The organism is Cupriavidus sp. 86D6 (assembly GCF_057815095.1).
This window is the reverse complement of the sequence record NZ_JBYPSB010000024.1, coordinates 12,884-38,493: the sequence shown is the minus strand read 5'-3', so window position 1 is coordinate 38,493 and position 25,610 is coordinate 12,884. Positions and strand designations below refer to the sequence as shown.

The following is a 25,610-nucleotide window of genomic DNA, read 5'->3' as shown; positions in this document are numbered from 1 at the left end:
GGGGAACAGATCATGACCGCAGGAGAAATCCGGCGTCCCGCCGTCGGGCCCATCAGCCAGCCTGGCAGCCAGCCGGCGCAGGGCCAATGGAAAGCCCTGGGAGAAGCCTCCGCAGACATCGCGCTGCATGAAGGGAGCGATGCAGGGCACGAGGACTACGCCATCACCGACGTTGCCGCCGTGCTTGCCGAAGACCACGAACTCTCGCCGCGCACGCGCGCCGCAGTCGAGGGGCTGTTGCAGCGCCATCGCCTGCTGGCCAACGAACTGTGCCGCCAGCGCCTGCTGCTGCAGGAATGGATCCTGAGCCAGCTGACGTACAAGGCGCTGTATTACCAGTATTCGGGCCAGAAACCGGAGTCGCCCAGCATCGAGCTCATGCGCGAGAAAGACATGGTGCGCCGCCGTATCCGCGACGAACTGTGCGCGGCCGGCGATCGTGCCAGCGTGCTCGAAGACCCATCACGCAGTTTGTCCACGCCGTGATCCCCCAGACGTTGCGCGCGGGCCAGCCCGCGCAGCCGGCGGAACCGGGCCGGGCCGAATGGCCCTCGGCCGCGCGTGCCGCCGGTTCCGTTGCGACCAACAAGAAGCCCAACGTCAGGGAGAACGTCATGGACCGACTGTGCAAGGCGCCCGCACGCACCGCACAGATCGTGCTCGTGTCGCGCTATGAGGATTTTGGTTTCAGTGCATCCCAGTTCGGATCGGGCTGGGAAATCCGGCGTGTGCAACAGGTGCGAGACCTGGAGCGCACGGTGCGCGGCAGCGCGCCGATGGCCGGCATCATCGACCTGCAGGCGCCGTACACCGACGCCGAGCTGACCCAGCTCGAGCAGGGACTGCAGCATCTGCATGTCATGTGGGTGGCCATTACTTCGACGGCCATGCTCGAGGACGAACGCGTACGCCGGCTTATCCGGGACTATTGCGTGGATTACGTGCGCACGCCGTTTTCGTTCGACGAACTGCTCTACACGCTCAAGCACGCCCACGGCATGGCCAGCCTGCACGGCGCGCGCATGCCCGAGCAGAACACGCGCGGACCCATGATCGGCGAATGCCAGCCGATGCGTGCCATGTTCCGGTCGCTGGCCAAGGTGGCGCACAACGATGCCCCGGTGTTTATCTCCGGCGAATCGGGCACCGGCAAGGAACTGGCCGCTCAGGCCATCCACGAAGCGTCGAGCCGGCGCAAGGGGCCGTTCGTGGCCATCAACTGCGGCGCCATTCCGTCGCACCTGGTGCAGTCCGAACTGTTCGGCTACGAGAAGGGCGCTTTCACCGGCGCCAACCAGCGCAAGATCGGCTGGATCGAGCAGGCGCAGGGCGGCACGCTGTTCCTGGACGAAATTGGCGACCTGCCGCTGGAAAGCCAGGTGGCGCTGCTGCGGTTCCTGCAGCAGGGCACCATCACGCGCCTGGGCGGCCACCAGTCGATTCCGCTGGACCTGCGCATCATCTCGGCCACGCACGTGGACCTGGTGGCGGCGCAGGGCGATGGCCGCTTCCGCTCCGACCTGTTCCACCGGCTCTGCGTGCTGACGCTCACCATCCCGCCGCTGCGCGAGCGCGGCGAAGACATCCTGCTGCTGGCCAACGCCGTGCTGGCCGAACATGGGCACGAGGCGCATCGCCGCATCCGCGGGTTCTCCACGTGTGCGACGCAGGCCATGATGCAATACAGCTGGCCCGGCAATGTGCGCGAACTGATCAACCGCGTGCGGCGTGCGATCGTGATGACCGACAACCGCAAGATCACGGCCGAGGACCTGCAGCTGCATGGCGGGGTGGAAGTCCCGCGCAAGACGCTCGACGCCATTCGCGAAGAAGCCGAGCGCGAAGCCATCCGCACGGTGATGGCCAGCCATGGCTTCCACGTGGTGCCGGCGGCGCGCGAACTGAACGTGTCGCGCGTGACGCTTTACCGGCTGATGCACAAGCACAATATCCGCGTGGACTTGCAGCCAGGCGCTTCGGGAGACTAGCGGCAACTTCGCGGAAGACCGGCAAAGGAAAACGCGCCAGGACGTGAATGGCGCCAAGGGGGATCCGGCGACGTCCGCTCGCCGGACCCCCTTCGTCCTTTCGCCCGGACAGCGGCGGAAGGCTGGCGCGGCTTGGCCCGCGCAAACTGGCCGGCCAGCGGCCCTAGCTCATGCTGACCTTGCCACGGCGCCCACGAGGCGGTGCGCTGTCGTCATGTTGCAGACGCCCCGGCGACACGTCGTGGGGATCGGTAATGTAGTCGCGCGCCTGCCGTTCGGCCGGTTGCGCGGAGTGTGCCGGCGTCTGGTCGGGCTTGAACCGCACGTCGCCCCAGGCCCAGCCGAATGCCCGCACGTAGATATCGTTGCTGACGGCCGCGTGACTGTTCAGGTCTGCATCCTCCGGCCGGTCGAAATAGGCGTAGTTGCCCGCCAGTGCGGGCGCGGCCGCGGTCGAGAGCAATGCCACTGCGATGGTGGCTAACACTCTGGCGTACATGGGTGGCTCCCTCCCTTCCTGGAAAAAGGTGCCCGCCGGGGGACGGAGCACGTAAACCTGTTTAGGTGCCGGCGCGCCAAAAAGCAACGGGCGCGTGCCCGAAAGCCTGTTTCACGTCATCTGCCAGGCCAAATGCATCGGTCAGGCGCCTGTCAGCAGCCAGGATGCCCGTTGCGCTGGCGGCTGGCTGGCGCGGCCGAACTGCGATGGGCGGTGGCGCAAAACGACGTGACCGGCCGCGTGGCCTGCCGTGGAGACGGAAGCAGGGGCGGCGAGAGCAATTCCCTGACGGACGGGGGCGGGCCTGCAAGCCGATAGGCGCGGCGGCGCGCCGTCATTCGGGCGGGTGGATGACGCATGGCAGTGTCTTCTCCTGCGTTCTGACTTTCTTTGTTATTTGACTCGGACTTCTCCCATGCGTAACAGAGCGACAAGCGTGCCAATCGGGTGCAAACGCTTGTTTTACAAGGCTTGCCGGCAGGGGCCGCGCTGCATGTCGCGCGCCATGACGCCCCCGCGGCGGCAATCGGTTACGCCGGTGTTACGACAAGCGGACGCCAGGTCGCGTGGACCCGTCACGCGTGAAACGCGGCTTGCCGGATGCAAGGCGCCGGCCGCGAACGCGGCCGCGCACGAGCGGGTGCCAAGGGGGCGCCCACGGGTGCCAAGGTGGGACAGAGGCAACCTGGGGGCCGCCAAACCTGCGGGGGTGTCTGCTTTTCGGGGCAGAACTGCCCCACGCCTATAGAAAGGCCGCAGGTCCGGCCGCGCCGGTAATTGGATGCCGACCGCGCGTGCATCCGGTTGCATCCCTGATACCGGCGAGGGCCCGCAGAAATGGGTACGGAAATGGGTACGGAAATGGGTACGCCGGGGGCGCGGCGGATACGCCACGACAGCCCGCCGCCGGGGTGCCGCAGTGCGTCGGCAGCGGTGGGTGCGTCAGCGCGGCGCGGCCTGCGCGCCCGAGGCGCCGTTCGTGACTGGCACGGGGGACGTTGCCGCGGCGCTGCCCGATATCGGCTTGGGGCCCGGCCCCGGCGGCTGGTTGCGTTCGCAGCCCGACAACATCGCGAGGCAAAGCATCAGGCCCGGCACCAGCCGGGACGGCACGCGGCCCGCGTGAGCGGTCAAGGGCTGGGGCTGGCCGTTCTTGGTGAAGATCACGTATGGCTCCTGTTCGGGCCGGACACGCGGCGTGCCCGGCGGATATACCGGGCGCGGGCGGTACGGCATGTGTGCCTTGATCAACTGTAGCAGGCAGACGTGTCGGCCGCGCCCCGAGCGCACTATGATGAACGCACGCATCAGACTTCGGCTGACAGACAGGATGCGTCACAGGGGCGATGTTTGGGGCCAGGGTCCAGGGCTCCAGGCCAGCCTCGTTTCCGGTCGGCCCGAACCTGCCCGACGCCAGCCCACTCCAGGACACCCCGGCATGCCTTCAGAACACGTGCCCGAGAAGCCCGACCGCTCGCCGCCCAGCCCCCGGCGCGGGCGCTGGCTGCCCGATCGCCATACCGGCAGCCGCACCGTGCGCGTGGTATCGGCCGCCATCATGGCGTGGTTCGATCACCGCGCGGCCAGCAAGGGCGCGGCGCTGTCGTTCTACATGCTGTTCTCGATGGCGCCGATCCTGGTGCTGGTCATCTCCATTGCCGGCCTGTTCTTCGGGGCCGAAGCCGCGCGCGGTGAAATCTTCTCGCAGCTCAACGGACTGGTGGGCGAACAGGGTGCGGCAGCCATCCAGAGCATCCTGGCCGCCACGCACCGCGCCGGCGGCAGCGGCATTGCGGCGACGATCGCGTTCGGCATCCTGATCGTCGGCGCCACGAGCGCGTTCGCGGAGCTCAAGAGCAGCCTCGACGATATCTGGCAGGCCCCCCCGCCCATCGGGGCCGGATGGAAAAAGCTGCTGCGCGCACGCATGCTGTCGTTCAGCATCGTGCTGGCGCTGGCGTTCATGCTGCTCGTGTCGCTGGTGATCAACGCGGCCCTGGCCGTGGTCAACCGATTCTGGGGCCAGCTCTGGACGGCCTCGTGGTTCGCACCCGTGGCCGACGCGATTTCCACCGCCTTCTCGTTCGCCGTGGTCACCGCGCTGTTCGCCACGATTTTCAAGATGCTGCCAAACGTGCGGATCGCGTGGCGGGACGTGCTGATGGGCGCCATCATCACCGCGCTGCTGTTCTCGGTGGGCAAGCGGCTGATCGGGCTGTATCTGGGCAACAGTGCCGTGGCGTCATCGTACGGCGCAGCGGGATCGGTCGTGGCGCTGATGCTGTGGGTGTATTATTCGGCACAAATTTTCTTTTTCGGCGCCGAACTGACGCGGCAGTACGCGTTGCAGTTTGGCAGCCTGCGTGGGCATGATCCAGCGCGCGAAAACCGCCCGCCGGCAACGCACGCCCCCGGTCGGCACCGCGAACCGGTAAAATAGCGCCCCAATCCGATCCCCGGGACACGTCCCGGGTGCTCCCAGGCCGCTGGCGCCCGCCCGAACGTATGCCAGCGGCGCCAGCGCCCAGCCCGGGCGCCTTTCGCCCATCGCCCCTTACCCGATTCCTGAAGCCGTGAGTTCGCTCGTTTCCGAAATTGCGCGTCGCCGCACGTTTGCCATCATTTCCCACCCGGATGCGGGTAAGACCACGCTGACTGAGAAGCTGCTCTGGTTCGGCGGCGCCATCCAGGTGGCCGGCGAAGTGCGCGCGCGCAAGGCCGACCGTCACGCCACGTCCGACTGGATGGAGCTGGAAAAGCAGCGCGGCATCTCGGTGACGTCGTCGGTGATGCAGTTCCCCTACCAGTCGCGCCCGGACGCCCCGGAGAACATCGTGAACCTGCTCGACACGCCGGGCCACGAGGACTTCTCCGAAGACACGTACCGGACGCTGACGGCCGTCGACTCGGCCGTGATGGTGATCGACTCCGTCAATGGCGTGGAAGCCCAGACCATCAAGCTGCTGAACGTCTGCCGCCTGCGCGACACCCCGATCCTCACGTTCATCAACAAGCTCGACCGCGAAGGCCGTTCGCCGATCGAGTTGCTCGACGAAATCGAGGACGTGCTCAAGATCCAGTGCGCGCCGATGACCTGGCCGATCGGCATGGGCAAGGCCTTCCGCGGCGTGTATCACATGATCGACGACAAGGTGCAGCTGTTCGATCCGAAGGGCGAAAAGGGTACCGCCGCCATGCTCGACGGCCTGGACAACCCCGAACTCGACCGCATCCTGGGTTCGCAGGCCGACGAACTGCGCATGGAGATCGAACTGGTGCGCGGCGCGTCGCACACGTTCGACCGCGAGGCCTTCCTGGCCGGCAGGCAGACGCCCGTGTACTTCGGTTCGGCGATCAACAACTTCGGCGTGCAGTCGCTGCTGGACGCCTTGTGCGAACTGTCGCCGCCGCCGCTGGCGCGCGCGACCGAATCGCGTACCGTCGAACCGCAGGAAGGCAAGTTCAGCGGCTTCGTGTTCAAGATCCAGGCCAACATGGACCCGCGCCACCGCGACCGCATCGCGTTCGTGCGCGTGTGCTCGGGGCGCTTCGACCGCGGCATGAAGCTGCTGCACGTGGCGCAGGGCAAGACTGTGGCCATCAACAACGCCATCACGTTCATGGCGCAGGACCGCAACACGACCGAGGAAGCCTACGCCGGCGACATCATCGGCGTGCCGAACCACGGCACCATCCGTCTGGGCGATGTGTTCACGGAAGGCGAGCCGCTGCGCTTCACGGGTATTCCGTCGTTCGCGCCCGAATTCTTCCGCCGCGCGCGCCTGAACAATCCGCTGAAGGTCAAGCAGCTGCAGAAGGGCCTGCAGCAGCTGGCCGAAGAGGGCGCCACGCAGATGTTCCGCCCGCTGATGTCGAACGAGCTGGTGCTGGGCGCCGTCGGCATGCTGCAGTTCGACGTTGTGGCGCACCGCCTGGAGCACGAATATGGCGTCGATGCGATCTTCGAGTCGCATGAATGCGCCACGGCGCGCTGGCTCAAGGGCGATCCGGCCGAGATCGAAAAACTGATCGACAAGAACGGCCACAACGTGGCCATCGACGGTGCCGGCGATCACGTCTACCTGGCCCCGAGCATGGTCAACCTGCGCCTCACGCAGGAGCGTTTCCCGAATATCCGCTTCCTGGAAACGCGCGAGATCGCCTGATCCGGCTGCGGCTGGCCCATGGCGGGCCAATTCCGCGACGGGATTGGGCCCGCTTTGGCATGCTGTGTTGATCACTTCATTGTGTCTGCAACGATACAACACCGGCCCGGCGTAATGCCGGCGTCTGGGCTAGAATCCTGAGCTTTGTACGCGACTGCGTACATTGCCTGCCTCCTGCGCCCTCAGGGCGCTTCCAGCCCCATGTCCAACGCCTCCGCGCTGCCGGCCGACGAGCCGGATTCCGTCTTTCGTGACCCCGCCTTCCGGCATTTCTGGTTTGCCCGGCTCTGCACCACCATCGGTTATCAGATCTTCACGGTCGCCGTGGGCTGGCAGATGTATGACCTGACGCGCGATCCGTTCATGCTCGGCATGGTGGGACTGGTGCAGTTCCTGCCATCGATCGCGCTGATCTTGATGTCCGGCCATGTGGCCGACCGTTTCGACCGCCGCATCATCGTGCGGACCTGCCAGATGCTCGAAGCGGTGATCGCGGCGTCGATGGCCGTGGCCAGTTTCTCGGGCTGGGTCACCAGCGAGCACATCTTCTTCTTCGTGGCGGCCATTGGCGGCTGCCGCGCCTTCGAGACTCCCACGCTGCAGGCGCTGCTGCCGAGCGTGGTCACGCCCCGCCAGTTGCCGCGCGCCGTGGCGCTGGCCAGCTCGGCTGCGCAGACCGCCATCATCATCGGCCCCGCGCTGGGCGGGTTTGCCTATGTGGCGGGCGCGGGGGTAGTCTACGCGATCAGCGCCGTGCTGTTCGCCATCGCCGCGGCGCTGGTGTTCACGCTGAAGCTGCGCCAGGCCGCGCAACGCCTGACGGCGCCGGTCAGCATCAAGACGCTGTTCGCCGGCTTTGCCTATATCCGCAGCCACCAGGTGCTGCTGGGCGCCGTGTCCCTGGACCTGTTCGCGGTGCTGCTGGGCGGCGCCACGGCGCTGTTGCCAATCTATGCGCGCGACATCCTGCATACCGGCCCGTGGGGCCTGGGCCTGCTGCGGTCGTCGCCGGCCATCGGCGCGCTGGTGACGGCGCTCTGGCTGGCCCGGCATCCGCTGAACCGCCGCGTGGGCCGCGTGATGTTTGGCGCGGTGGCCATTTTTGGCGTGGCGACGATGGTGTTCGGCGTGTCCACGTGGCTGCCGCTGTCGATGGCCGCACTGGTGGTGCTGGGCGCGTCGGACATGATCAGTGTGGTGGTGCGCCAGACGCTGGTGCAGCTCGATACCCCCGATGACATGCGCGGCCGCGTGGGCGCGGTCAACTCGGTATTTATCGGCGCATCGAACCAGCTTGGCGAGTTCGAGTCGGGCGTGACGGCGGCGCTGCTCGGGCCGGTGGGCGCGGTGCTGCTGGGCGGCGCCGGCACGATCCTGGTGGTGGCGGCATGGATGAAGCTGTTCCCGATGCTGACCAACCGCGACCGCCTGCACGACCATCCAACCGGCCCTCACGGGGCGGACGCGTCCGGCAACAAGGCGGCGCCGGCACGCTGATGCGGCACGGCCCGAACGTTCGAAGGGGCGGCCTGGCCGCCCTTTTTGCATGTCGGCGCGCACGCACGGGCGTACCCGTTTCTGCGTGGCCGCGATCCGTCCGCAGGCCAGTCGGATTGGATTAGAGTCACGCCATGGCAGACACCTCCCGGCCGCTCACCGACAACGCCGTGTTTTCGGCGCTCACGCAATCGCGTGCGTCTCTGGAGCGCGCCTGCGTGCTGGGCGATGGCCTGGGGCTGGCGCTCTGGCGCAACCGCCACGACGACACCGCCTACGCCCGGCCTGGGCACCACACGATGTCGATGTACCTGGAAGGCGGCTATTCGACCTATCGCCGGGATGCCCCCGATCGCAAGGGCGGCCCGGACCGCCTTTGCCTGCTGCCGGCCGGACACGAATCGGCCTGGCATGTGGGCGGCACGCAGCGATTCCTGCATCTCTACTTCCAGCCGGAACACCTGGCCTGGCACTGTGTGCGCGTGCTAGACACCGAGCCTCGCGCGCTGCAGTTGCAGGACCGGCTGTTCGTCGAGGATGCCGGGCTGGCGACCCTGTCGCGCCAACTGGTGGCGCTGGACTGGCAGGACCCTGACAGCCGTATGGTCGGCAACGCCATGGCGCACCAGGCCGTGACCCATCTGCTGCTGTCCCACGGCGCGCGCCAGCCTGCGGCGGATTGGCGCGGCGGGCTGTCGGCACAGGCCAGACGCCGCGTGGCCGACTGGATCCACGCCCATCCCGCCGAAAATCCGACCCTGGGCGACCTGGCTGCACTGGCCGGCCTGTCGGAATTCCACTTCGCGCGCATGTTCCGGGTGTCGTTCGGCATGGCGCCGCACGCCTGGGTCATGCGGTCGCGGCTCGACCGCGCGCGTGCGCTGCTGGACGACCGGCGGCTGTCCCTGCAGCAGGTGGCCAGCCGCGCCGGCTTTGCCTCCGCCAGCCACTTCAACAACCGCTTTCGCGCGGCCTACGGCGTCACGCCGGGCCAATGGCGCGGTGCGGCAGGAATTTCAGGCGAGTTGTAAATCCTGCACATGGATGGCCCCGATGGGGTCCGTAGTGATGCCAAAGGCCCCGCCGGGAGCCGCACGCCGGCAGCCATTGTGCCGTCGGGGATCACGCAGAAACGGGTACGCTTTTGCCGCCAGGTGTGGTGCGGCTGGCACGTCCTTCGCAAGTCTGGCGGGGGTTTGACACCCGGAGCCTGACGCATGGACCTGAACCTCATCGATCACGCCAAGCTGGAAGCCACCTGGGCCTACCTGACCCAGTTCGCCGTCAGCCAGGGCCTGAACTGCCTGGCCGCCCTGACCATCCTGATCATCGGATGGTGGCTGTCCGCGCGGGCCGCCCGGGCGTTGCGGCAGACTCTGCAGCACACCCATGTGGACGATACGCTGCGACCCATGCTGGCCAGCATCGTGCAATGGGTGATCCGCGTACTGACCGTGGTGCTGGTGCTGTCGCAGTTCGGCGTGCAAACGGCCAGCATCATTGCGATGCTCGGCGCGGCCGGGCTGGCCATCGGCCTGGCATTGCAGGGCACGCTGCAAAACATCGCCGCGGGCATCATGCTGGTGCTGCTGCGGCCGTTTCGCGTGGGCCAGTACATCGACGCGCAGGGCGTGGCCGGCACGGTGCGCGAGACGGGGCTCTTCATGACCGAGCTGCAGACGTTCGATGGCGTCTGCCTGCGCGTGCCCAACGGCAAGATCTGGGGCAGTCCGATCATGAACTACAGCGAGAACCCCACGCGCCGGATGGACATGGAGGTCACGGTGACCTTCGACAGCCCGATCCAGGCCGGGCTGGACGCACTGGCGGCCATGCTCGACAGCGAAAAGCGCCTGCTGCCCCAGCCGAAGCGCGAAGTCATGGTGGTGCGCTACACCGAGCGCGGTGTCACGCTGAATGCGCGCTACTGGACCTCGAACGACGATTTCTGGAGCGTGCAGTTCGCGCTGTACGCGAAGCTGAAGGCCACGGTGGAGGGCGCTGGCTGCCGCATCGCGGTGCCGGTGCAGGAGGTGCGGGTGCCGGATCTGGAGGAAGCCGAGACTGCGGAGGCGGGGCACGGAGAGGGTTATCGAGGCCGTGCGCCGGGGTCGGGACGCCCAAATTGAGGTCGCAGAAACGGGTACGCCTTGCTGCTGATTCTGCCGGTTGCTCGGGTTTGCACCCCGCTCCCGCCTTGCTGGAGCGGGGCAGGGGGAGAGGGCCCGGCGGTTCAAATCGCGACATGTCGGCAAGCAGAAGCTCGATGCCCTCTCCCCCAACCCCTCTCCCGCGTGGCGGGAGAGGGGAGCAAAACCGAAGCCGCTAACCTTCGTCCGCAAACAACGAACAGGCCCCGGTTTCGGCCGTCCCCACATGCTTGCGGAAGCCGGCGAACAGGTCGCGGCCTACACCATGGCGGTTGGCGGTCAGGTCGGGCACTTCGTGGGGGCGGGCAGCCCAATCGGCATCGCTGACCTTCACGGTGAGCACGCCGGCCGGCGCATCCACCCGCACGATGTCGCCGGTGCGGACCCTGCCGATGGCACCGCCCGACAGCGCCTCGGGGCACACGTGGATGGCGGCGGGCACCTTGCCCGAAGCGCCGGACATGCGTCCGTCGGTGACCAGCGCCACATGGAAGCCGCGATCCTGCAGCAGCGTCAGCGTGGGCGTGAGCTTGTGCAGTTCGGGCATGCCGCAGGCGGCGGGCCCTTGCCACGGCAGCACGGCCACGAAGTCGCGCTCCAGTTCGCCGCGCTTGAAGGCCTCCAGCACGTCGTCCTGATGATGGAACACGATGGCCGGCGCCTCCACCACCTGGTGCTCGGGCTTGACGGCGGAAGTCTTGATCACGCACCGCCCCAGCTTGCCGTCCAGCAGCTTGATGCCGCCATCGGGCGCGAACGGCGCATCGGCGGTGCGCACGATGGTGTCGTCGAGCGATGCTTCGGGCCCGTCGACCCATGTCAGCCTGCCATCGCGCAGGGCCGGCTCCCGCATGTAGTGGGCCAGCCCGGGGCCGGCCACCGTGTTCACGTCGTCATGCAGCAGCCCCAGCGACAGCAGGCCGCGGATCACCAGCGACAGACCGCCGGCCGCCTGGAACTGGTTCACGTCGGCCTTGCCGTTCGGGTACACGCGCGCCAGCAGCGGCACGGTGGCCGACAACTCGTGGAAGTCGTCCCACGTCAGCTGGATGCCGGCCACGCGGGCCATCGCGATCAGGTGCAGCGTATGGTTGGTGGACCCGCCCGTGGCCACGAGCCCGACGATGCCGTTCACAAACGCGCGTTCGTCCAGCACCTCGGCAATCGGCGTGTAGCGTTCGCCGCCATGCACCAGCCGCAGCGCCTGGCGGGCAGATTCGCGCGTCAGCGCCTCGCGCAGCGGCGTATTCGGATTGATGAATGCCGTGCCCGGCAAGTGCAGGCCCATGATTTCCATGAGCATCTGGTTCGAGTTGGCCGTGCCGTAGAACGTGCAGGTGCCGGGGCCGTGATAGGACCGGGTCTCGGCCTCCAGCAGCCCCGCGCGGTCGATCTTGCCTTCGGCATAGAGCTGGCGGATATGGGCTTTTTCGTCGTTGCTCAGGCCCGTGGTCATCGGGCCACCGGGTACGAACACGGCGGGCAGGTGCCCGAACGACAGCGCGCCCATCACCAGGCCGGGCACGATCTTGTCGCAGACGCCCAGGCACAGCACGCCGTCGAACATCTGGTGCGACAGTGCCACGGCGGTGGCCATGGCGATCACGTCGCGCGAGAACAGCGACAGGTCCATGCCGTCCTGGCCCTGCGTCACCCCGTCGCACATGGCGGGCGTGCCGCCCGCGAACTGCGCGGTGCCGCCAGCTTCCAGGGCGGCTTCCTTGAGCCATTGCGGGTAGGCCTGCAGCGGCTGGTGAGCCGACAGCATGTCGTTGTAGGCCGAGACGATGGCCAGGTTGGGCCGCTCCTGCGCCTTGAGCCGGATCTTGGCTTCGTCGGGCATGGCGGCCACGCCGTGCGCCAGGTTGGTACACGAAATGTTGGCGCGCTCGACCCTTTGGCCGGCCATGGCGCGCGTGCGGTCCAGATAGGCCTGGCGGGTGGGGGCACTGCGGGCCACGATGCGGGCCGTGACTTTCTCCAGTACGGGGTGGCGGGGCATGGGGATATCTCCTGTAGGGCGCTTTTCAGCGTAGCCGAAAAAACCGGACGCCACCGTCATTGCGGTGTCATCGCCATGGGCTATCAGCAGATGGGATCGATGATCGGCCGGGATGTTCCGCATCGGCTTTGCGTCACACCGGCGGCACGCAGAAACGGGTACGCCCGTGCTGCCTGGCGGCGCCCCTGCCTGTCCAAGCGGCCATGAGTGACGTAACATCACTGGAACCAATGCGCCGCCCGGCGGCACTCAGTAGATGCCGGGGCGCGCATTGCCCCACGCATTCCGCACGCAATCCGCGATACCCCGCAAGGAGCCCAGGGTGAGCATGCCCGATTTCGACATGGTGCTATTTGGAGGCACCGGCGACCTGGCGCGGCGCAAGCTGCTGCCGTCCCTTTTTGACGCCCATCGCTGTGGCGTGCTGCATCCGTCGGCGCGCATCCTGGCCACCGGCAGCCATCCGCAGACCACCGAGCAGTACAAGGCCATGCTGGAAGACACCGTGCGCCCGGGCCTGGAACACGCGCCGCCCGAGGCCTGGGCATCGTTCCTGGACCGCATCTGCTATGTGCAGGCCGACGCGCGCCAGCCGGCCCACTTCGACGCGCTGGCCGAGAAAGTGCTGGCCCGCAAGCCCGAAGTGGTGGTGTGCTACCTGGCCACGGCGCCGCACATCTTCGTCCCCATCTGCGAGCAACTGGCCCGCACCGGGCTGAACACGCCCAACGTGCGCGTGGTGCTGGAGAAGCCGCTCGGCCATGACCTGGAGTCGTCCGAGGCCATCAACGCGGCCGTGGCGCAGTACTTTGCCGAGGACCAGATCTACCGGATCGATCACTACCTGGGCAAGGAATCGGTCCAGAACCTGATGGCCATCCGTTTCGGCAACGCGCTGTTCGAGCCGCTGTGGCGCCGCGAATGGGTGCAGGACGTGCAGATCACCATCGCCGAGGAACTGGGCGTGGAAACGCGCGGCGACTTCTACGACCGCACTGGCGCGTTGCGCGACATGGTGCAGAACCACCTGCTGCAACTGCTGTGCATGGTGGCGATGGAGCCGCCGGCCAGCCTCAGCGAGGACGCCATCCGCGACGAGAAGATCAAGATCCTGAAGGCGCTCAAGCCGATCCAGCCGGCCGACGTGGCCGAGAAGACCGTGCGCGGCCAGTACCGCTCGGGCGCCATCGCCGGCAAGCCGGTGGTGGGCTATCTGGAAGAGCAGGGCATTGCCCCCGACAGCCGCACCGAGACCTTCGTCGCCATCAAGGCCGAGATCGCCAACTGGCGCTGGGAAGGAGTGCCGTTCTACCTGCGCACGGGCAAGCGCATGCAGTCGCGCGTGGCCGAGATCGTGGTGCATTTCCGCGACGTGCCGCACGCCATCTTCCCCAAGCCGCTGGGTTTGTCGCCGCAGAACCGGCTGGTGATCCGGCTGCAGCCCGAGGAAAGCATCCGCCTGTATTTCCTGGTCAAGCAGGCCGGCGACACGCTGGAACTGACGCCTACCTCGCTCGATCTGGACTTTGCCAACTCGTTCAAGGCGCGCCGCGCCGGCGCCTACGAGCGCCTGCTGCTGGACGTGATCCGCGGCCGGCTGGGTTTGTTCGTGCGGCGCGACGAGCAGGTGCAGGCGTGGCGCTGGGTCGAGCCGATCATCGATACCTGGGAAGCCAGCACCGTGCCGCCCAAGCAGTACACGGCCGGCACCTGGGGCCCGGCGGCGTCCACCGCGCTGATGTCGCGCGACGGCGCGCTCTGGCACGAGGAAGTCTGACGCCTCTCCCGGCCCCAGCCCCACCCACCCGTTGACCGACAAGGAGCCCGCGCCATGCGCCAGTTCGAACATGCCACGCTGATGGACCAGGCCGAGTCGCTGGCGATCTCGGTCAGCCATGCACTGGACCTCGTCATCAAGGCCAGGGGCTGGGCCGTGCTGGCGGTGTCGGGCGGAACATCGCCGGTGCCGATGTTCGAACGGCTGCGCTATCGCCCGATCCGCTGGGAAGCCGTGACGGTCACGCTGGTGGACGAACGCGCGGTGCCGCCAGATCATCCCGACAGCAACGGCGCGCTGGTGCGCCGCCACCTGCTGCGCGAAGGGGCGGGCGTGGCGGGCTGGGTGCCGCTGATCCGCGACGAGGCCGAGGCCGCCGCGCCGCTGCAGGCGGTGCAGCGGCTCAATGCATCGTTCCAGCAGCCCGATGTGGTGGTGCTGGGCATGGGCGAGGACGGCCATACCGCGTCGCTGTTTCCCGACGCGCCCGAGCTGCAGACCGCGCTGTCGGAGCCCGATCCGCGTTACCTGGTCACGCATCCGACGCTGGCGCCCCACGCGCGCGTGACGCTGAACCTGGCCGCGCTGCTGGCGGCCGAGCGCACGTTCCTGGCGATCACCGGCGAAAAGAAGAACGCCGTGCTGGAGCGCGCGCTGCAGGCCCCTACGCCGGCGCTGCCGGTGAGCGTGGTGCTGGCGCGCTACCGGCGCGGTGTCGATATCTTCCGGACCGAGGCGCAATGACGCGCCATCCCGCAACCCTGTCTACTCCATGACCTATCCGCGCCTGCTTGCCGACGTCGGTGGCACCAATGTCCGCTTCGCCCTGGAATCCGCGCCGATGCGCATCGGCGAGGTCACGGCCTACAAGGTGGCCGACCATGCATCGCTGGAAGCGGCGATGCGCCTGTATCTGTCGACGCTGGCGCACGGCGAGCGGCCCGGCCACGCGGCCATCGGCCTGGCCAACCCGGTGACCGGCGACCACGTCAAGCTGACCAATCACAACTGGGCGTTCTCGATCGAGGCCATGCGCCAGGCGCTGGGCCTGGACACGCTGGTGGCCATCAACGACTTCACCGCGCTGGCGCTGGCGCTGCCGTACCTGCCTGCGGCCGATCTGGTGCAGGTGCGCCCGGGCAGCGCCGTGGCCACTGCGCCGCGCGCGCTGCTCGGGCCGGGTACCGGCCTGGGGGTGTCCGGGCTGGTGCCGGCCCCCGGCGGCGGTGCCGTGGCGCTGGCCGGCGAGGGCGGCCATATCGAAGTGATGCCCGCCACCGATGACGAACGGATTGCCTGGCGCGCGGCGCATGACCAGCTTGGCCGGGTGTCGGCCGAGCGGCTGTTGTCGGGCATGGGCCTGTCGCACATCCACGCCGCCTTGTCCGCAGAAATGGGTACGCTTCTGGCCGAACCGCTGACGCCGGCGCAGGTCACGGAGGGCGCCCTGAAGCAGAACGACCCGCTATGCCGCCGCGCGTTCGATGCCTTCTGCGGCCTGCTGGGCTCGGTGGCCGGCGACGTCGCGCTGGTGCTGGGGGCGCGTGGCGGCGTGTATATCGGCGGCGGCATCGTGCCGCGCTTTGTCGATGCCTTCCGCGCGTCGCCGTTCAACGCGCGCTTTGTCGACAAGGGCCGCATGGGCCAGTACCTGGCCGATATCCCGGTCTACGTGATCGTGGCCGAATTCCCGGCGCTGCCCGGGCTGGCCCGTGCCCTGGCAGACCGGCTCGAAGGCGATATGCGCCACGCCCAATCCTGAATCCCGACGAACATGCGTGTATTGCTGGTGGAAGACGACGCCATGATTGGCGAAAGCGTGAAGGTGGCGCTGCGCCAGGAGGGCTTCACGGTGGACTGGGTGACCGATGGCGACGCGGGGCTCGACGCCGCGTCCGACCAGCACGGCCCACGCGCCGATGGCGGCTACGACCTGGTGCTGCTGGACCTGGGCCTGCCGCGCCGTTCGGGGCTCGACGTCCTGAAGACACTGCGGGCGCGCAATGTCCGCACGCCTGTGCTGATCGTCACGGCGCGCGACGCCGTGGCCGACCGCGTGGCCGGCCTGAACGCTGGGGCCGACGACTACGTGATCAAGCCGTTCGACCTGCAGGAACTGGTGGCGCGCATGCATGCGATGGCGCGCCGCGCCGAAGGGCGGGCCGAACCGGTGCTGCGCTATGGCGACATCGTACTGAACCCGGCCACGCGCGAAGCCACGCAGGGCGGCACGCCGGTGCGGCTGTCGGCGCGCGAGTACGCGCTGCTGTCGGCGCTGATGGCCCGGCCCGGCAAGGTCTGGTCGGTGCCGCAACTGCAGGAACGGCTCTACGGCTGGGATGACGAGGTGGGCAGCAACACGGTGGAGGTCTATATCCACGCGCTGCGGCGCAAGTTCGGCGCGGCATTGATCCGCAACATCCGGGGCGTCGGGTACCTGATGCCGCAACTGGACGGCCGGGACGGCGCGGAAGGCGCCCCCCGCGCGGAAGGAACGCCGGACTGATGCGATCGATTCAACGTACGCTGCTGTGGTGGCTGGCGGCCGGCCTGGCGGCCGGCATCGCCGTGGCCACGGGGCTCATCTACGGCCAGGCCCGGCAGGAAGCCAACGCGCTATTCGACTACCAGATGAAGCAGGTGGCCGCCGCGCTGCCGAGCCAGTTCAGTGCGCCGGTGGCGCCGCCGTTCGCGCCCGACAGCGCCACCGGGGCCGACCTGCTGCACGCCGACGAGGACGTGGTGATCCATATCTGGGATGGCTCCGGGCGCAGCCTCTACCTGTCGCATTCGCACCCGGCGTTGCCCCAGCGCGCGGAGCTGGGCTTTACCGATGCCCGTACGGAATCGGGCGAATGGCGGATCTATAGCGTGCAGTTGGGGCCGGCGGTGGTGCAGATTGCGCAGCCGCTCAGCGCACGGCGCACGCTGGCCGCGCATATGGCGCTGCGCACCGTGGCGCCGCTGCTGCTGCTGTTGCCGCTGCTGGCGTGGCTGGTGTGGATGGCCGTGGGACGCGGATTGCGGCCGCTGCGCGAGATTGCCGCCGAAGTGCGGGCGCGCGATGCCAACACGCTGGCGCCGCTGGCCGTGCGCGACATGCCCGATGAAATCGCCCCGCTGTCCGATGCGCTGAACCAGCTGCTGGCGCGGCTGGCTCACGCCATCGACACCCAGCGCGCGTTTGTGGCCGATGCCGCGCATGCGCTGCGCACGCCGCTGACTGCCCTGCAGCTGCAGGCCCAGCTGGTGGAGCGCGCGCCCAGCGCCGAGGCCCGGCAGGCGGCGATGGGACAGTTGCGTCAGGGGCTGGAGCGGCTGACGCACCTGGTGGCCCAGTTGCTGACGCTGGCCCGGCAGGAACCGGGCGCCGCGCCGCCGCCGCATGAGCCCGTGGACCTGCGGGCGCTGGCGGGCGATGTGGTGGCCGAGATGTCGCAGGCGGCCATCGACCGCGATATCGACCTGGGGCTGGAGGACAACAGCGCCAGCGGGCCCGTCATGATCCGGGGCGATGCCGATGCGCTGCGCATCCTGCTGACCAATCTGGTGGACAACGCGCTGCACTACATCCCGCGTGGCGGCCGCATCGACGTGGACGTCACGCACACCGCGCGCGGCGTGGAGCTGGTGGTGACCGACAACGGCCCGGGGATCGCGGCCGACGAGCGCGCCCGCGTGTTCGACCGCTTCTATCGCGTACCCGATGCGCCGACGGGCGGCAGCGGGCTGGGACTGGCCATCGTTGACGAAGTGGCGCAATCCCATGGCGCGCGCGTGGCGCTGGAAGACGCGGCGCCGGGCTTGCGCGTGCGCGTGGTCTTCCCGGCCGTGGGCTAGTTCACGGGCGCCACCAGCGGCTCGCCGGCAAAGTGCCGACGGGCGTTCTCGATGAACTGGGTCACCGACGCCAGCACTGCCTCGGGCGACCAGCCGGCCACGTGCGGCGTCAGCACGACGTTCGGGCAATCGAACAGTTCGACCGGCGGCTTCGGCTCGCTTTCATAGACATCCAGGCCCGCGCCGCCGACTTCGCCGGCGCGCAGCGCATCGGCCAGCGCCGCCGTGTTCACCACGCTGCCGCGGGCAATGTTGACCAGGTAGCCCGACGGACCCAGCGCGCGCAGCACCGGGGTATCGACCAGATGGCGCGTCTCGGCGCCGCCGGGCGTGGCGATGACCAGATAGTCGGCCCACTCGGCCAGCGCCATCACATCGGCAAAGTACCGGAACGGCGCGTCGGCGCGCGGACGGCGGTTGTGATAGCCGATTTCCAGGTCGAAGCCCTCGCCACGCTGCGCAATGCGGCGGCCGATGGTGCCCAGGCCCACGATGCCCAGCCGCTTGCCGGACAGGTTCGGCGGCAGCGGAATCGCGTTGCGCCAGACGCCGTCGCGCGTGGCGCGGTCCAGTGCCGGCACGCGGCGCACGGTGGCCAGCAGCAGGGCCATGGCGTGATCGGCCACGCAACTGTCGTTGGTGCCCGCGCCATTGCCCACGGCAATGCCACGCGCGCGGCAGGCGGCGATATCGATGTTCTCGTAGCCGGCGCCCAGTGCACAGACCAGTTCGAGCCTGGGCATCGCGTCGATTTCGGCGGCCGTGATGCCGGTGGTGCCGTTGCTCAGCACGGCGCGGAACGTGCCGCCGGCACTGGCGACGGCCTCGGTGCGCTGGGCCGCGCTGGGTGCGTAGACAACGTCGTATTGCTGGGAAACAATGGCGAGATGGTCCGGTTCGAGCTGGACCAGGACGAGCAGGGCGGGCTTCATGCGTGACAGCGGGACGAGGAGGTGTTGTTGTTGGAGGTCGGCCAGGCCGACGCCACATTCTATGCCCGCGTGGGCCGGCCTGCTCGGGACCGCGTGGCGGTTCTGGGCGATTATCAGAGGCCAGCCCACCGTGTGGCGGCGTACGCAGAAACGGGTACGCTCCACGATGTTTCGCTGGGGCAATCACGCAGAAATGGGTACGCTTTGGGCGTGTTGGTGATTGACCTGCCCGCCCTCTCCCCCAACCCCTCTCCCGCGTGGCGGGAGAGGGGAGCAAACCGTTGGAGACCGTGATGCCCGCGGTGTTTTCCGGGCGAGAGGGCAGCCGCATCCACCGCCCATCACGCCAATTTTTCACCCCCAATGCCGTCGGAGACCTTTATGCCCGCGGTGTTCTCCCCTCTCCTACCAGCGGGAGAGGGGCCGGGGGAGAGGGCAAACGCATCCACACCACTACGCCAATCTTCCACACGCATGCGACTGCCCATTCCCAACACCTGGCGATACCACGCGCTGCTCGGCGCGGCCGGCATGCTCGTGCTCGGGCCGCTGGGCGGCATCGCGGCGGCCTATATGAACCTGTCGCTCGGCTTCTTCGTGGGCGGGCAGGTGCTGGCGGGCATCCTCGGTTCGGCAGTCACCGCCGGCTACGGCGCGGCGGGCCGGCACGGTGCCAACTACATCCAGACCGCGGCCGCGTCGGTGGCCGGCATGGGCGGCATGGTGGTGGTGATTCAGGCCATGGGTTGGATGGGGATGACGCAGCCGCCGTGGTGGCAGCTGATCGGCTACATGCTCTGCATCGGCATGTATGGCGTGGGTGTGGGCATGCTCTACACGCCGTTGCTGGTCGATCGGATGCAGCTCACGTTCCCGTCGGGGCTGGCGGTGGCCAATATCCTGCGCGCTTTGACCGACCCCGTGCTGCTGCGCCGGTCGATCACGCGGCTGGCCGGCGGAATGGGGCTGGGGATGCTGGCTAGCGTAGGCGCCGCGCGCATCGCATGGCTCGGTGCCATCGACCTGTCCGCGTCAACGTTCGGCGCGGGCATGATCGTTGGCGCGCGCATCGGCATCGCCGCGCTGGCGGGTGGCGCGGCCGGGTGGGCACTGACGCCGTATTTCGTGTCGATCGGCTGGCTCGCGCCCGGTGATCCTTATCGAAAAATCACGTTCCTGTTTGCGCTGGGCATGATCATGGGCGCGGCGGCGGTCGATGTGCTGCGGTTGCTGGCGACGGCGTGGCAGCGGACCCGACAGCCGGCGAGCAGGGCGCCGGACGCCCCGGGCCATGCGCCGGCGCTGCCGCAACGCTGGATCGTGGCGTGGGTCGTGGCCTGGGGGCTGGCGGTCGTGGCGGCGGGCGCCGCGTGGTTCGGCCAGCCGGTGGGCTACCAGCTGATGGCCGTGCTGCTGGTGCTGATCTTCGCGCTGGTCAACGGCATTTCGGTCGGCATGGTCGATCAGAATCCGATCTCGTCGGCGTTTGTGCTGACGGTGATCCTGATGGCGGCCGTGGGCCTGCGCCAGCCGCATATCGGCCTGATCGCGGCCACGGTGCTGCTGGTGTCCACGGCGCAAGCCTGCGACATGCAGCAGGACCGGTCCACGGGCTGGCGCCTGGGCACCGACCGCATGGTGCAGTTCGGCTATCAGGTGGCTGGTGTCGTCGCCGGCGCGATCCTGGCGGTGTGGCTGGCGCGGCTGTTCATGGACGCCTATCCGGTGCTGCGGCTCGACCAGACCGTGCTGCCGGCCGATCAGCAGCCCGCCCGGTGGACATCGGCAATGACCTACAAGATCGTCGGCGCGCTGCGCAGCATGACCGACGACCGGCCCTACCAGCGGCTGGCCGTATGGATCGGCCTGGGCATCGGGCTGGTCACGCAGCTTCTGCGCAAGGCCATCTTCGCGTCGGCGCGCTACCGGCGCTTTGCCGATCAGAGCCGCACGGGCCGCGCGTGCGATTTCGTGCTCGATGCGGTAATCCTGCCGTCGCCCTACGCATCGTCGTTCGGCGGTTTCGTCAACCTGCCGGCCGCCGCCTGGATGGCCGTCGGGGGCATGGTCTCCAGCCTGGTGGCAAGCCGCGAGCGCCCGGTTTCCCGGGATGCCGCCATGCCCGACGACATGAGCACCACGTCGCTGATCGGCGGCGGCCTTATCGCCGGCGACGCGCTGGCCGCGCTCGGGTTCGGCGTTGCGGGGTTGCTGGGGGTGGTGGGGTAGGTGGCGTGCCTCAAATCACCGCCATCGACGCATTGGGCGGCTTGCGCGCCAGCAGGCCGGACAGCTTTTTGAGGGCCATCGACAATTGCGTGCGTTCGGCCACGCCGCCCAGCGAGATGCGGATGGCGTTGGGCGGGGTGGCGCCATCGTAGAACACGTCCGATGCGGTGACGCGCAGCGATTCGTCCTGCGCCGCGCGGCTGAAGCCGGCCGATGACCAGTAGCTGGGCAAGGGATGCCAGACGTGGATGCCGGATGGCGCGTACGGGCCGCTGGCCGCCAGCCATTGCCGGGCGATCTGCTGCCGCGCGGCGGCTTCGGTGCGGATGCCGGCCAGTAGGTCGGCCGCCGAGCCGTCGCGAATCCATTGCGTGGCCAGTGCCGTGGCAATGGGGGATGCCATCAGCGTGATCGCGCGCAGCGCGGCCAGGATCGATTCCTGCAGATCGCGGTCGGGTGCCACGACGTAGGCGGTGCGCAGGCCTGGGCTCAGGCACTTGGCCAGCGTGGCGATGTAGACCGTCTGCGCCGGGGCGATGGCCGCCAGTGGCGGCGGGGCGTCGGGCGTGAGCAGCCAGTAGGGGTCGTCCTCGACGATCAGCACGCCGCGCTGCCGGGCCACGCGCGCAATCTCGTGGCGGCGTGCCGCGGGCATCGTGTGCGTGGTGGGGTTCTGCAGCGTCGGGTTCAGGTAGATCAGCTGCACATTGCCGGTGCTGCAGGCGGCGTCCAGCGCGTCGGGGCGCATGCCGTCGTCGTCGGTGGCGATGGGCACCACGTGGCGCCCCAGTTCGGCGGCCGCGCCGCGTACACCCGGATAGATCAGCGGCTCGGCGGCAATCGCCGCACCCGGCGTGGTCCGGCACAGCATCAGCGCCGCCAGTGCCGACTGTGCGCCCGGACTGGCGATGACGCGATCGGGCGGGACATCGCCCAGCATCGGCGCCAGCCACTGGGCGCCGGCCACGCGGTCGGGCAGCGTGCCGCCGCCGAGCTGGTAGGTCATCAGCAGGTTCGCATCGGCGCGCAGCGTGACCTGCGCCAGGCCGCGCCGGAGCATGTCGGCGAAATCGATGCCTTCCGGCGGCGGCGGCACGTTCATGCTCAGGTCCACGGCCTGGGCCAGTTCAAACGCCGGCGCCGCAATAAAAGTGCCGAGCGATCCACGCGGCTCCACCAGCCCGCGCCGTCGGGCCTCGGCCAGTGCCCGGGTCACAGTGGTCAGATCCACGCCAAGGAGCGCCGCCAGTTCGCCCTGCGGCGGCAGGCGGTCGCCGGGGGCCAGCACGCCATCGGCCATTGCGCGTTCCAGGAACCCGGCGATCTGGACGTAACGCGGGCCGCCTGCAGCGGCGAAGGCGCCGATCCAGCCGGGTTTGTCTTCCAGGTTCGAAGGCATCGACGGATTTGTTGTACGCAAGACAAGCCTCATCTTGTATGGGTGTTGTCTTGCCTTAGCATGCCGCGCAACTCAGGCAAATCCATACAAATACCGGGATGTTGTCTGGGCCACCCCGCCTGTGCCCCTGTAAGAAGGTGTTGAAATGCGTGAACAACCGGCCGACCCCAGACCTCCGCGTCGGCGCCCCCCATCCCTGCGTGCCCCCCGTGCATGGCTATATGCCATCACACCCCTGATCCTGACCGGCTGTTCGTGGGACCTGCTGAACCCCAGCGGGTCGATCGGCGTGCAGACGCGCAACCTGATCGTGCTGGCCACGGCGCTGATGCTGCTGGTGGTGATCCCCGTGATCATCCTGACGCTTGTCTTTGCCTGGCGCTATCGCGAGACGAACACCAAGGCCGAGTACGCGCCGCGCTGGTCGCATTCCACGAAGATCGAAGTGGTCGTATGGGGCATCCCGTGCGTGATCGTGGCGCTGCTCGGCGTCATCATCTGGGACACCACCCACAAGCTCGATCCGTTCCGGCCGCTGGAATCGAAGGTGACGCCGGTGGAAGTGGATGTCGTCGCGCTCGACTGGAAATGGCTGTTTATCTATCGCAGTACGGCGTGGCGTCGCTGAACGAGCTGCCCATCCCGGTGGGTACGCCAATCAATTTCCGCATCACGGCCGAGTCCACGATGAACGCGCTGTTCATCCCGCGCCTGGGCAGCATGGTCTATGCGATGGCCGGCATGCAGACGAAGCTGCATCTGATCGCCGACGAAACCGGCGTGTTCGATGGCCGGTCGGCCGCCTATAGCGGGTCTGGCTTCTCCGACATGCACTTCCGCACCGTGGCCACGTCGCGCGCCGACTTCGACGCGTGGATCGAACGCGCCCGCGCCTCTGGCAACACGCTCGACGCGGCCACCTACCGCAAGCTGGAACAGCCCAGCAGCAAGGACGCCGTCACGGTGTACGCCAAGGTCGAGCCGCGCCTATTCCAGGGCGTGGTGGACCAGTACATGGCCAGCAATGGCGACATCTGCCGCGCCGACAGCCCGGTGACCCTCGGCGCCATTGCCGGCGTCAACATGCCGCCGCTCCCGGCGCAGCAGACGACCCTGGAGCGCTAATCATCATGTTCGGAAAACTCTCTCTCGACGCCATCCCCCTGCACGAGCCCATCATCATGGGCACGCTGGTCGTGGTGATGCTTGGCGGCGCGGCCCTGCTGGGCGCCATCACCTACTACAACAAGTGGAACTATCTGTGGCGCGAGTGGATCTGCTCGGTCGATCACAAGCGCATTGGCGTGATGTACATCATCCTGGCGCTGGTCATGCTGCTGCGCGGCTTTGCCGACGCCATCATGATGCGCACCCAGCAGGCCATTGCAGTGGGCGAGGCGGTCGGCTACCTGCCGCCGCACCACTACGACCAGATCTTCACCGCGCACGGCGTGATCATGATCTTCTTCGTGGCCACGCCGTTCATCCTGGGCCTGATGAACGTGATCGTGCCGCTGCAGATTGGCGCGCGCGACGTGGCCTATCCGTTCGTCAATTCGCTGAGCTTCTGGATGTCGGCGATGGGCGCGGTGCTGGTCATGATGTCGATGTTCGTCGGCGACTTCGCCGCCACGGGCTGGGTCGCGTATCCGCCGCTGAGCGGGCTGGGGTATAGCCCGACGGTCGGGGTGGACTACTACATCTGGTCATTGCAGATATCGGGGCTGGGCACCACGCTGACCGGCATCAACTTCATCGTGACGATCCTGCGCATGCGCGCGCCGGGCCTGAACCTGATGAAAATGCCCGTGTTCACGTGGACGGCGCTGATCACCAACATCCTGATCGTCGCCATCTTCCCGGTGCTGACCGCCACGCTGGCGCTGCTGGCCGCCGACCGCTACCTGGACATGCACTTCTTCACCAGCGAGCTTGGCGGCAACGCCATGATGTACGTGAACCTGATCTGGATCTGGGGCCACCCCGAGGTCTACGTGCTGATCCTTCCTTGCTTCGGCGCGTTCTCGGAGATCATCTCCACGTTCTCGCGCAAGCCGCTGTTCGGGTACACGTCGATGGTCTACGCCACGTCGTCGATCGGCGTGCTGTCGTTCTTCGTCTGGCTGCACCACTTCTTCACGATGGGCTCGGGTGCCAGCGTCAACGCGTTCTTCGGCATCATGACGTCGATCATCTCGATTCCCACCGGCGTGAAGCTGTTCAACTGGCTGTTCACGATGTACCGGGGGCGCATCCGCTTCCACTCGTCCACGCTGTGGACCATCGGCTTCATGGTGACGTTTGCCGTGGGCGGCATGACTGGCGTGCTGCTGGCGGTGCCGGGCGCCGACTTCGTGCTGCACAACAGCCTGTTCCTGATTGCCCACTTCCACAACGTGATCATCGGCGGCGTGGTGTTCGGCTGCCTGGCCGCGATGACGTTCTGGTTCCCGAAGGTGTTCGGCTTCATGCTGAACGAGTTCTGGGGCAAGGTCGCGTTCTGGTGCTGGCTGGTCGGCTTCTACCTGGCCTTCATGCCGCTGTACGCGCTGGGCCTGCAGGGCATGACGCGCCGCATGAACCACTACAACAACCCCGACTGGCAGCCGTACCTGATCGTGGCGCTGGTGGGCGCCGTGGTCATCGGCTGCGGCATCCTGGCCATCCTGTGGCAGCTGTTCGTCAGCGTGCGCGACCGCAAGCAGAACATGGACGTGACCGGCGACCCATGGGACGGCCGCAGCCTGGAATGGGCCACGGCTTCGCCGGCGCCGTTCTACAACTTCGCGCACGTGCCGCGGATCACGTCGCTGGAGCAGCACTGGGACAACAAGCAAGCTGGCAAGGCCTACGTGCCGCCCACGCAGTACGAGGACATCCACATGCCGCGCAACACGGCCACCGGCTTCCTGGTGTCGGTGTTCGGGCTGGTGCTGTGCTTCGCGCTGGTCTGGCACATCTGGTGGCTGGCCGGCTTTGGCCTGGCCGCGATGATCTTCACGTTCATCGCCCGCGCCTATGACCGCGACGTGGACTACTACGTGCCGGCCGCCGCAGTGGAGCGCATCGAGCGCGCCCGCTTTGCGCTGCTGGGCGCGCAGCCCGCCGCGAACCTGACAGGGGCCAACTGA

19 protein-coding genes and 1 pseudogene are annotated in these 25,610 nt (G+C 68.0%); 15 read left to right on the top strand and 5 right to left on the bottom strand.

The window, feature by feature from the left end; all coding sequences use genetic code 11:
- Nucleotides 1-12: 12 nt before the first annotated feature.
- Together AC3G88_RS28210 and AC3G88_RS28205 are read left to right on the top strand one after the other, a co-directional pair.
- Nucleotides 13-486: a hypothetical protein gene (locus AC3G88_RS28210; RefSeq protein WP_488774167.1), complete on the top strand. Its 474-nt coding sequence runs from the start codon at nucleotides 13-15 to the stop codon at nucleotides 484-486.
- A 128-nt stretch (nucleotides 487-614) separates the two neighbouring features.
- Complete coding sequence (locus AC3G88_RS28205; protein WP_488774168.1) at nucleotides 615-1,988, top strand: sigma 54-interacting transcriptional regulator; 1,374 nt, start codon at nucleotides 615-617, stop codon at nucleotides 1,986-1,988.
- Between the two features lie 163 nt (nucleotides 1,989-2,151).
- Here AC3G88_RS28205 and AC3G88_RS28200 read toward each other — a convergent pair whose 3' ends face one another.
- Together AC3G88_RS28200 and AC3G88_RS28195 are read right to left on the bottom strand one after the other, a co-directional pair.
- Nucleotides 2,152-2,487: a hypothetical protein gene (locus AC3G88_RS28200; protein ID WP_153950239.1), complete on the bottom strand. Its 336-nt coding sequence runs from the start codon at nucleotides 2,485-2,487 to the stop codon at nucleotides 2,152-2,154.
- 942 nt (nucleotides 2,488-3,429) lie between these two features.
- The gene (locus tag AC3G88_RS28195) at nucleotides 3,430-3,654 is read right to left on the bottom strand and encodes a hypothetical protein (protein ID WP_488774169.1); all 225 of its coding nucleotides are present in this window, start codon (nucleotides 3,652-3,654) and stop codon (nucleotides 3,430-3,432) included.
- A gap of 271 nt (nucleotides 3,655-3,925) precedes the next feature.
- On the opposite strand from AC3G88_RS28195, the gene AC3G88_RS28190 reads away from it, so the two are divergent.
- From AC3G88_RS28190 to AC3G88_RS28170, 5 genes are all read left to right on the top strand, one after another.
- Entirely contained in the window at nucleotides 3,926-4,927 is a 1,002-nt protein-coding gene (locus tag AC3G88_RS28190) for a YihY/virulence factor BrkB family protein (protein WP_153950236.1), read from the top strand.
- A 133-nt stretch (nucleotides 4,928-5,060) separates the two neighbouring features.
- Nucleotides 5,061-6,653 (top strand): peptide chain release factor 3, encoded by a 1,593-nt coding sequence (locus tag AC3G88_RS28185; RefSeq protein ID WP_400393454.1) that lies wholly within the window; start codon nucleotides 5,061-5,063, stop codon nucleotides 6,651-6,653.
- A gap of 201 nt (nucleotides 6,654-6,854) precedes the next feature.
- Nucleotides 6,855-8,150 carry an MFS transporter gene (locus AC3G88_RS28180; protein WP_488774170.1) on the top strand — a complete coding sequence of 432 codons (1,296 nt, stop codon included), beginning with the start codon at nucleotides 6,855-6,857 and terminating at the stop codon, nucleotides 8,148-8,150.
- Nucleotides 8,151-8,284: 134 nt separating this feature from the next.
- Entirely contained in the window at nucleotides 8,285-9,181 is an 897-nt protein-coding gene (locus AC3G88_RS28175) for a helix-turn-helix domain-containing protein (RefSeq protein ID WP_488774171.1), read from the top strand.
- 186 nt (nucleotides 9,182-9,367) lie between these two features.
- Nucleotides 9,368-10,279, top strand: a complete 912-nt coding sequence (locus AC3G88_RS28170) for a mechanosensitive ion channel family protein (RefSeq protein WP_488774172.1) — start codon at nucleotides 9,368-9,370, stop codon at nucleotides 10,277-10,279.
- A 196-nt stretch (nucleotides 10,280-10,475) separates the two neighbouring features.
- On the opposite strand, the gene edd is transcribed toward AC3G88_RS28170, so the two are convergent.
- A complete protein-coding gene (edd, locus tag AC3G88_RS28165; RefSeq protein ID WP_488774173.1) occupies nucleotides 10,476-12,302 on the bottom strand; it encodes a phosphogluconate dehydratase in 1,827 nt (608 codons plus the stop codon).
- Between the two features lie 328 nt (nucleotides 12,303-12,630).
- Here edd and zwf point away from each other — a divergent pair, with 328 nt between their 5' ends.
- The 5 genes from zwf to AC3G88_RS28140 are packed head-to-tail and all read left to right on the top strand — an operon-like array spanning nucleotide 12,631 to nucleotide 17,919.
- A complete protein-coding gene (gene zwf / locus AC3G88_RS28160; RefSeq protein ID WP_488774174.1) occupies nucleotides 12,631-14,079 on the top strand; it encodes a glucose-6-phosphate dehydrogenase in 1,449 nt (482 codons plus the stop codon).
- A 54-nt stretch (nucleotides 14,080-14,133) separates the two neighbouring features.
- Entirely contained in the window at nucleotides 14,134-14,823 is a 690-nt protein-coding gene (gene pgl, locus AC3G88_RS28155) for a 6-phosphogluconolactonase (protein WP_488774175.1), read from the top strand.
- 28 nt (nucleotides 14,824-14,851) lie between these two features.
- Nucleotides 14,852-15,841: a glucokinase gene (locus AC3G88_RS28150; RefSeq protein ID WP_488774176.1), complete on the top strand. Its 990-nt coding sequence runs from the start codon at nucleotides 14,852-14,854 to the stop codon at nucleotides 15,839-15,841.
- Nucleotides 15,842-15,853: 12 nt separating this feature from the next.
- Nucleotides 15,854-16,585 (top strand): response regulator transcription factor, encoded by a 732-nt coding sequence (locus AC3G88_RS28145; RefSeq protein ID WP_488774177.1) that lies wholly within the window; start codon nucleotides 15,854-15,856, stop codon nucleotides 16,583-16,585.
- A complete protein-coding gene (locus tag AC3G88_RS28140; protein WP_488774178.1) occupies nucleotides 16,585-17,919 on the top strand; it encodes a sensor histidine kinase in 1,335 nt (444 codons plus the stop codon). The genes AC3G88_RS28145 and AC3G88_RS28140 overlap by 1 nt, the downstream gene beginning before the upstream one ends.
- Here the strand turns inward: AC3G88_RS28140 and AC3G88_RS28135 are convergent.
- Nucleotides 17,916-18,851: a 2-hydroxyacid dehydrogenase gene (locus tag AC3G88_RS28135; RefSeq protein WP_488774179.1), complete on the bottom strand. Its 936-nt coding sequence runs from the start codon at nucleotides 18,849-18,851 to the stop codon at nucleotides 17,916-17,918. The genes AC3G88_RS28140 and AC3G88_RS28135 overlap by 4 nt on opposite strands.
- 474 nt (nucleotides 18,852-19,325) lie before the next feature.
- Between AC3G88_RS28135 and AC3G88_RS28130 the strand changes: the two genes are divergently transcribed.
- Nucleotides 19,326-21,080 (top strand): OPT/YSL family transporter, encoded by a 1,755-nt coding sequence (locus AC3G88_RS28130; RefSeq protein ID WP_488774180.1) that lies wholly within the window; start codon nucleotides 19,326-19,328, stop codon nucleotides 21,078-21,080.
- A 10-nt stretch (nucleotides 21,081-21,090) separates the two neighbouring features.
- Here AC3G88_RS28130 and AC3G88_RS28125 read toward each other — a convergent pair whose 3' ends face one another.
- Nucleotides 21,091-22,479, bottom strand: a complete 1,389-nt coding sequence (locus tag AC3G88_RS28125) for an aminotransferase-like domain-containing protein (RefSeq protein WP_488894361.1) — start codon at nucleotides 22,477-22,479, stop codon at nucleotides 21,091-21,093.
- Between the two features lie 145 nt (nucleotides 22,480-22,624).
- Here AC3G88_RS28125 and cyoA point away from each other — a divergent pair.
- Both cyoA and cyoB read left to right on the top strand, forming a co-directional pair.
- A pseudogene (gene cyoA / locus AC3G88_RS28120) lies at nucleotides 22,625-23,604 on the top strand (ubiquinol oxidase subunit II).
- A 5-nt stretch (nucleotides 23,605-23,609) separates the two neighbouring features.
- On the top strand, nucleotides 23,610-25,610 hold the full coding sequence (cyoB, locus tag AC3G88_RS28115) for a cytochrome o ubiquinol oxidase subunit I (RefSeq protein WP_488894360.1): 2,001 nt from the start codon (nucleotides 23,610-23,612) through the stop codon (nucleotides 25,608-25,610).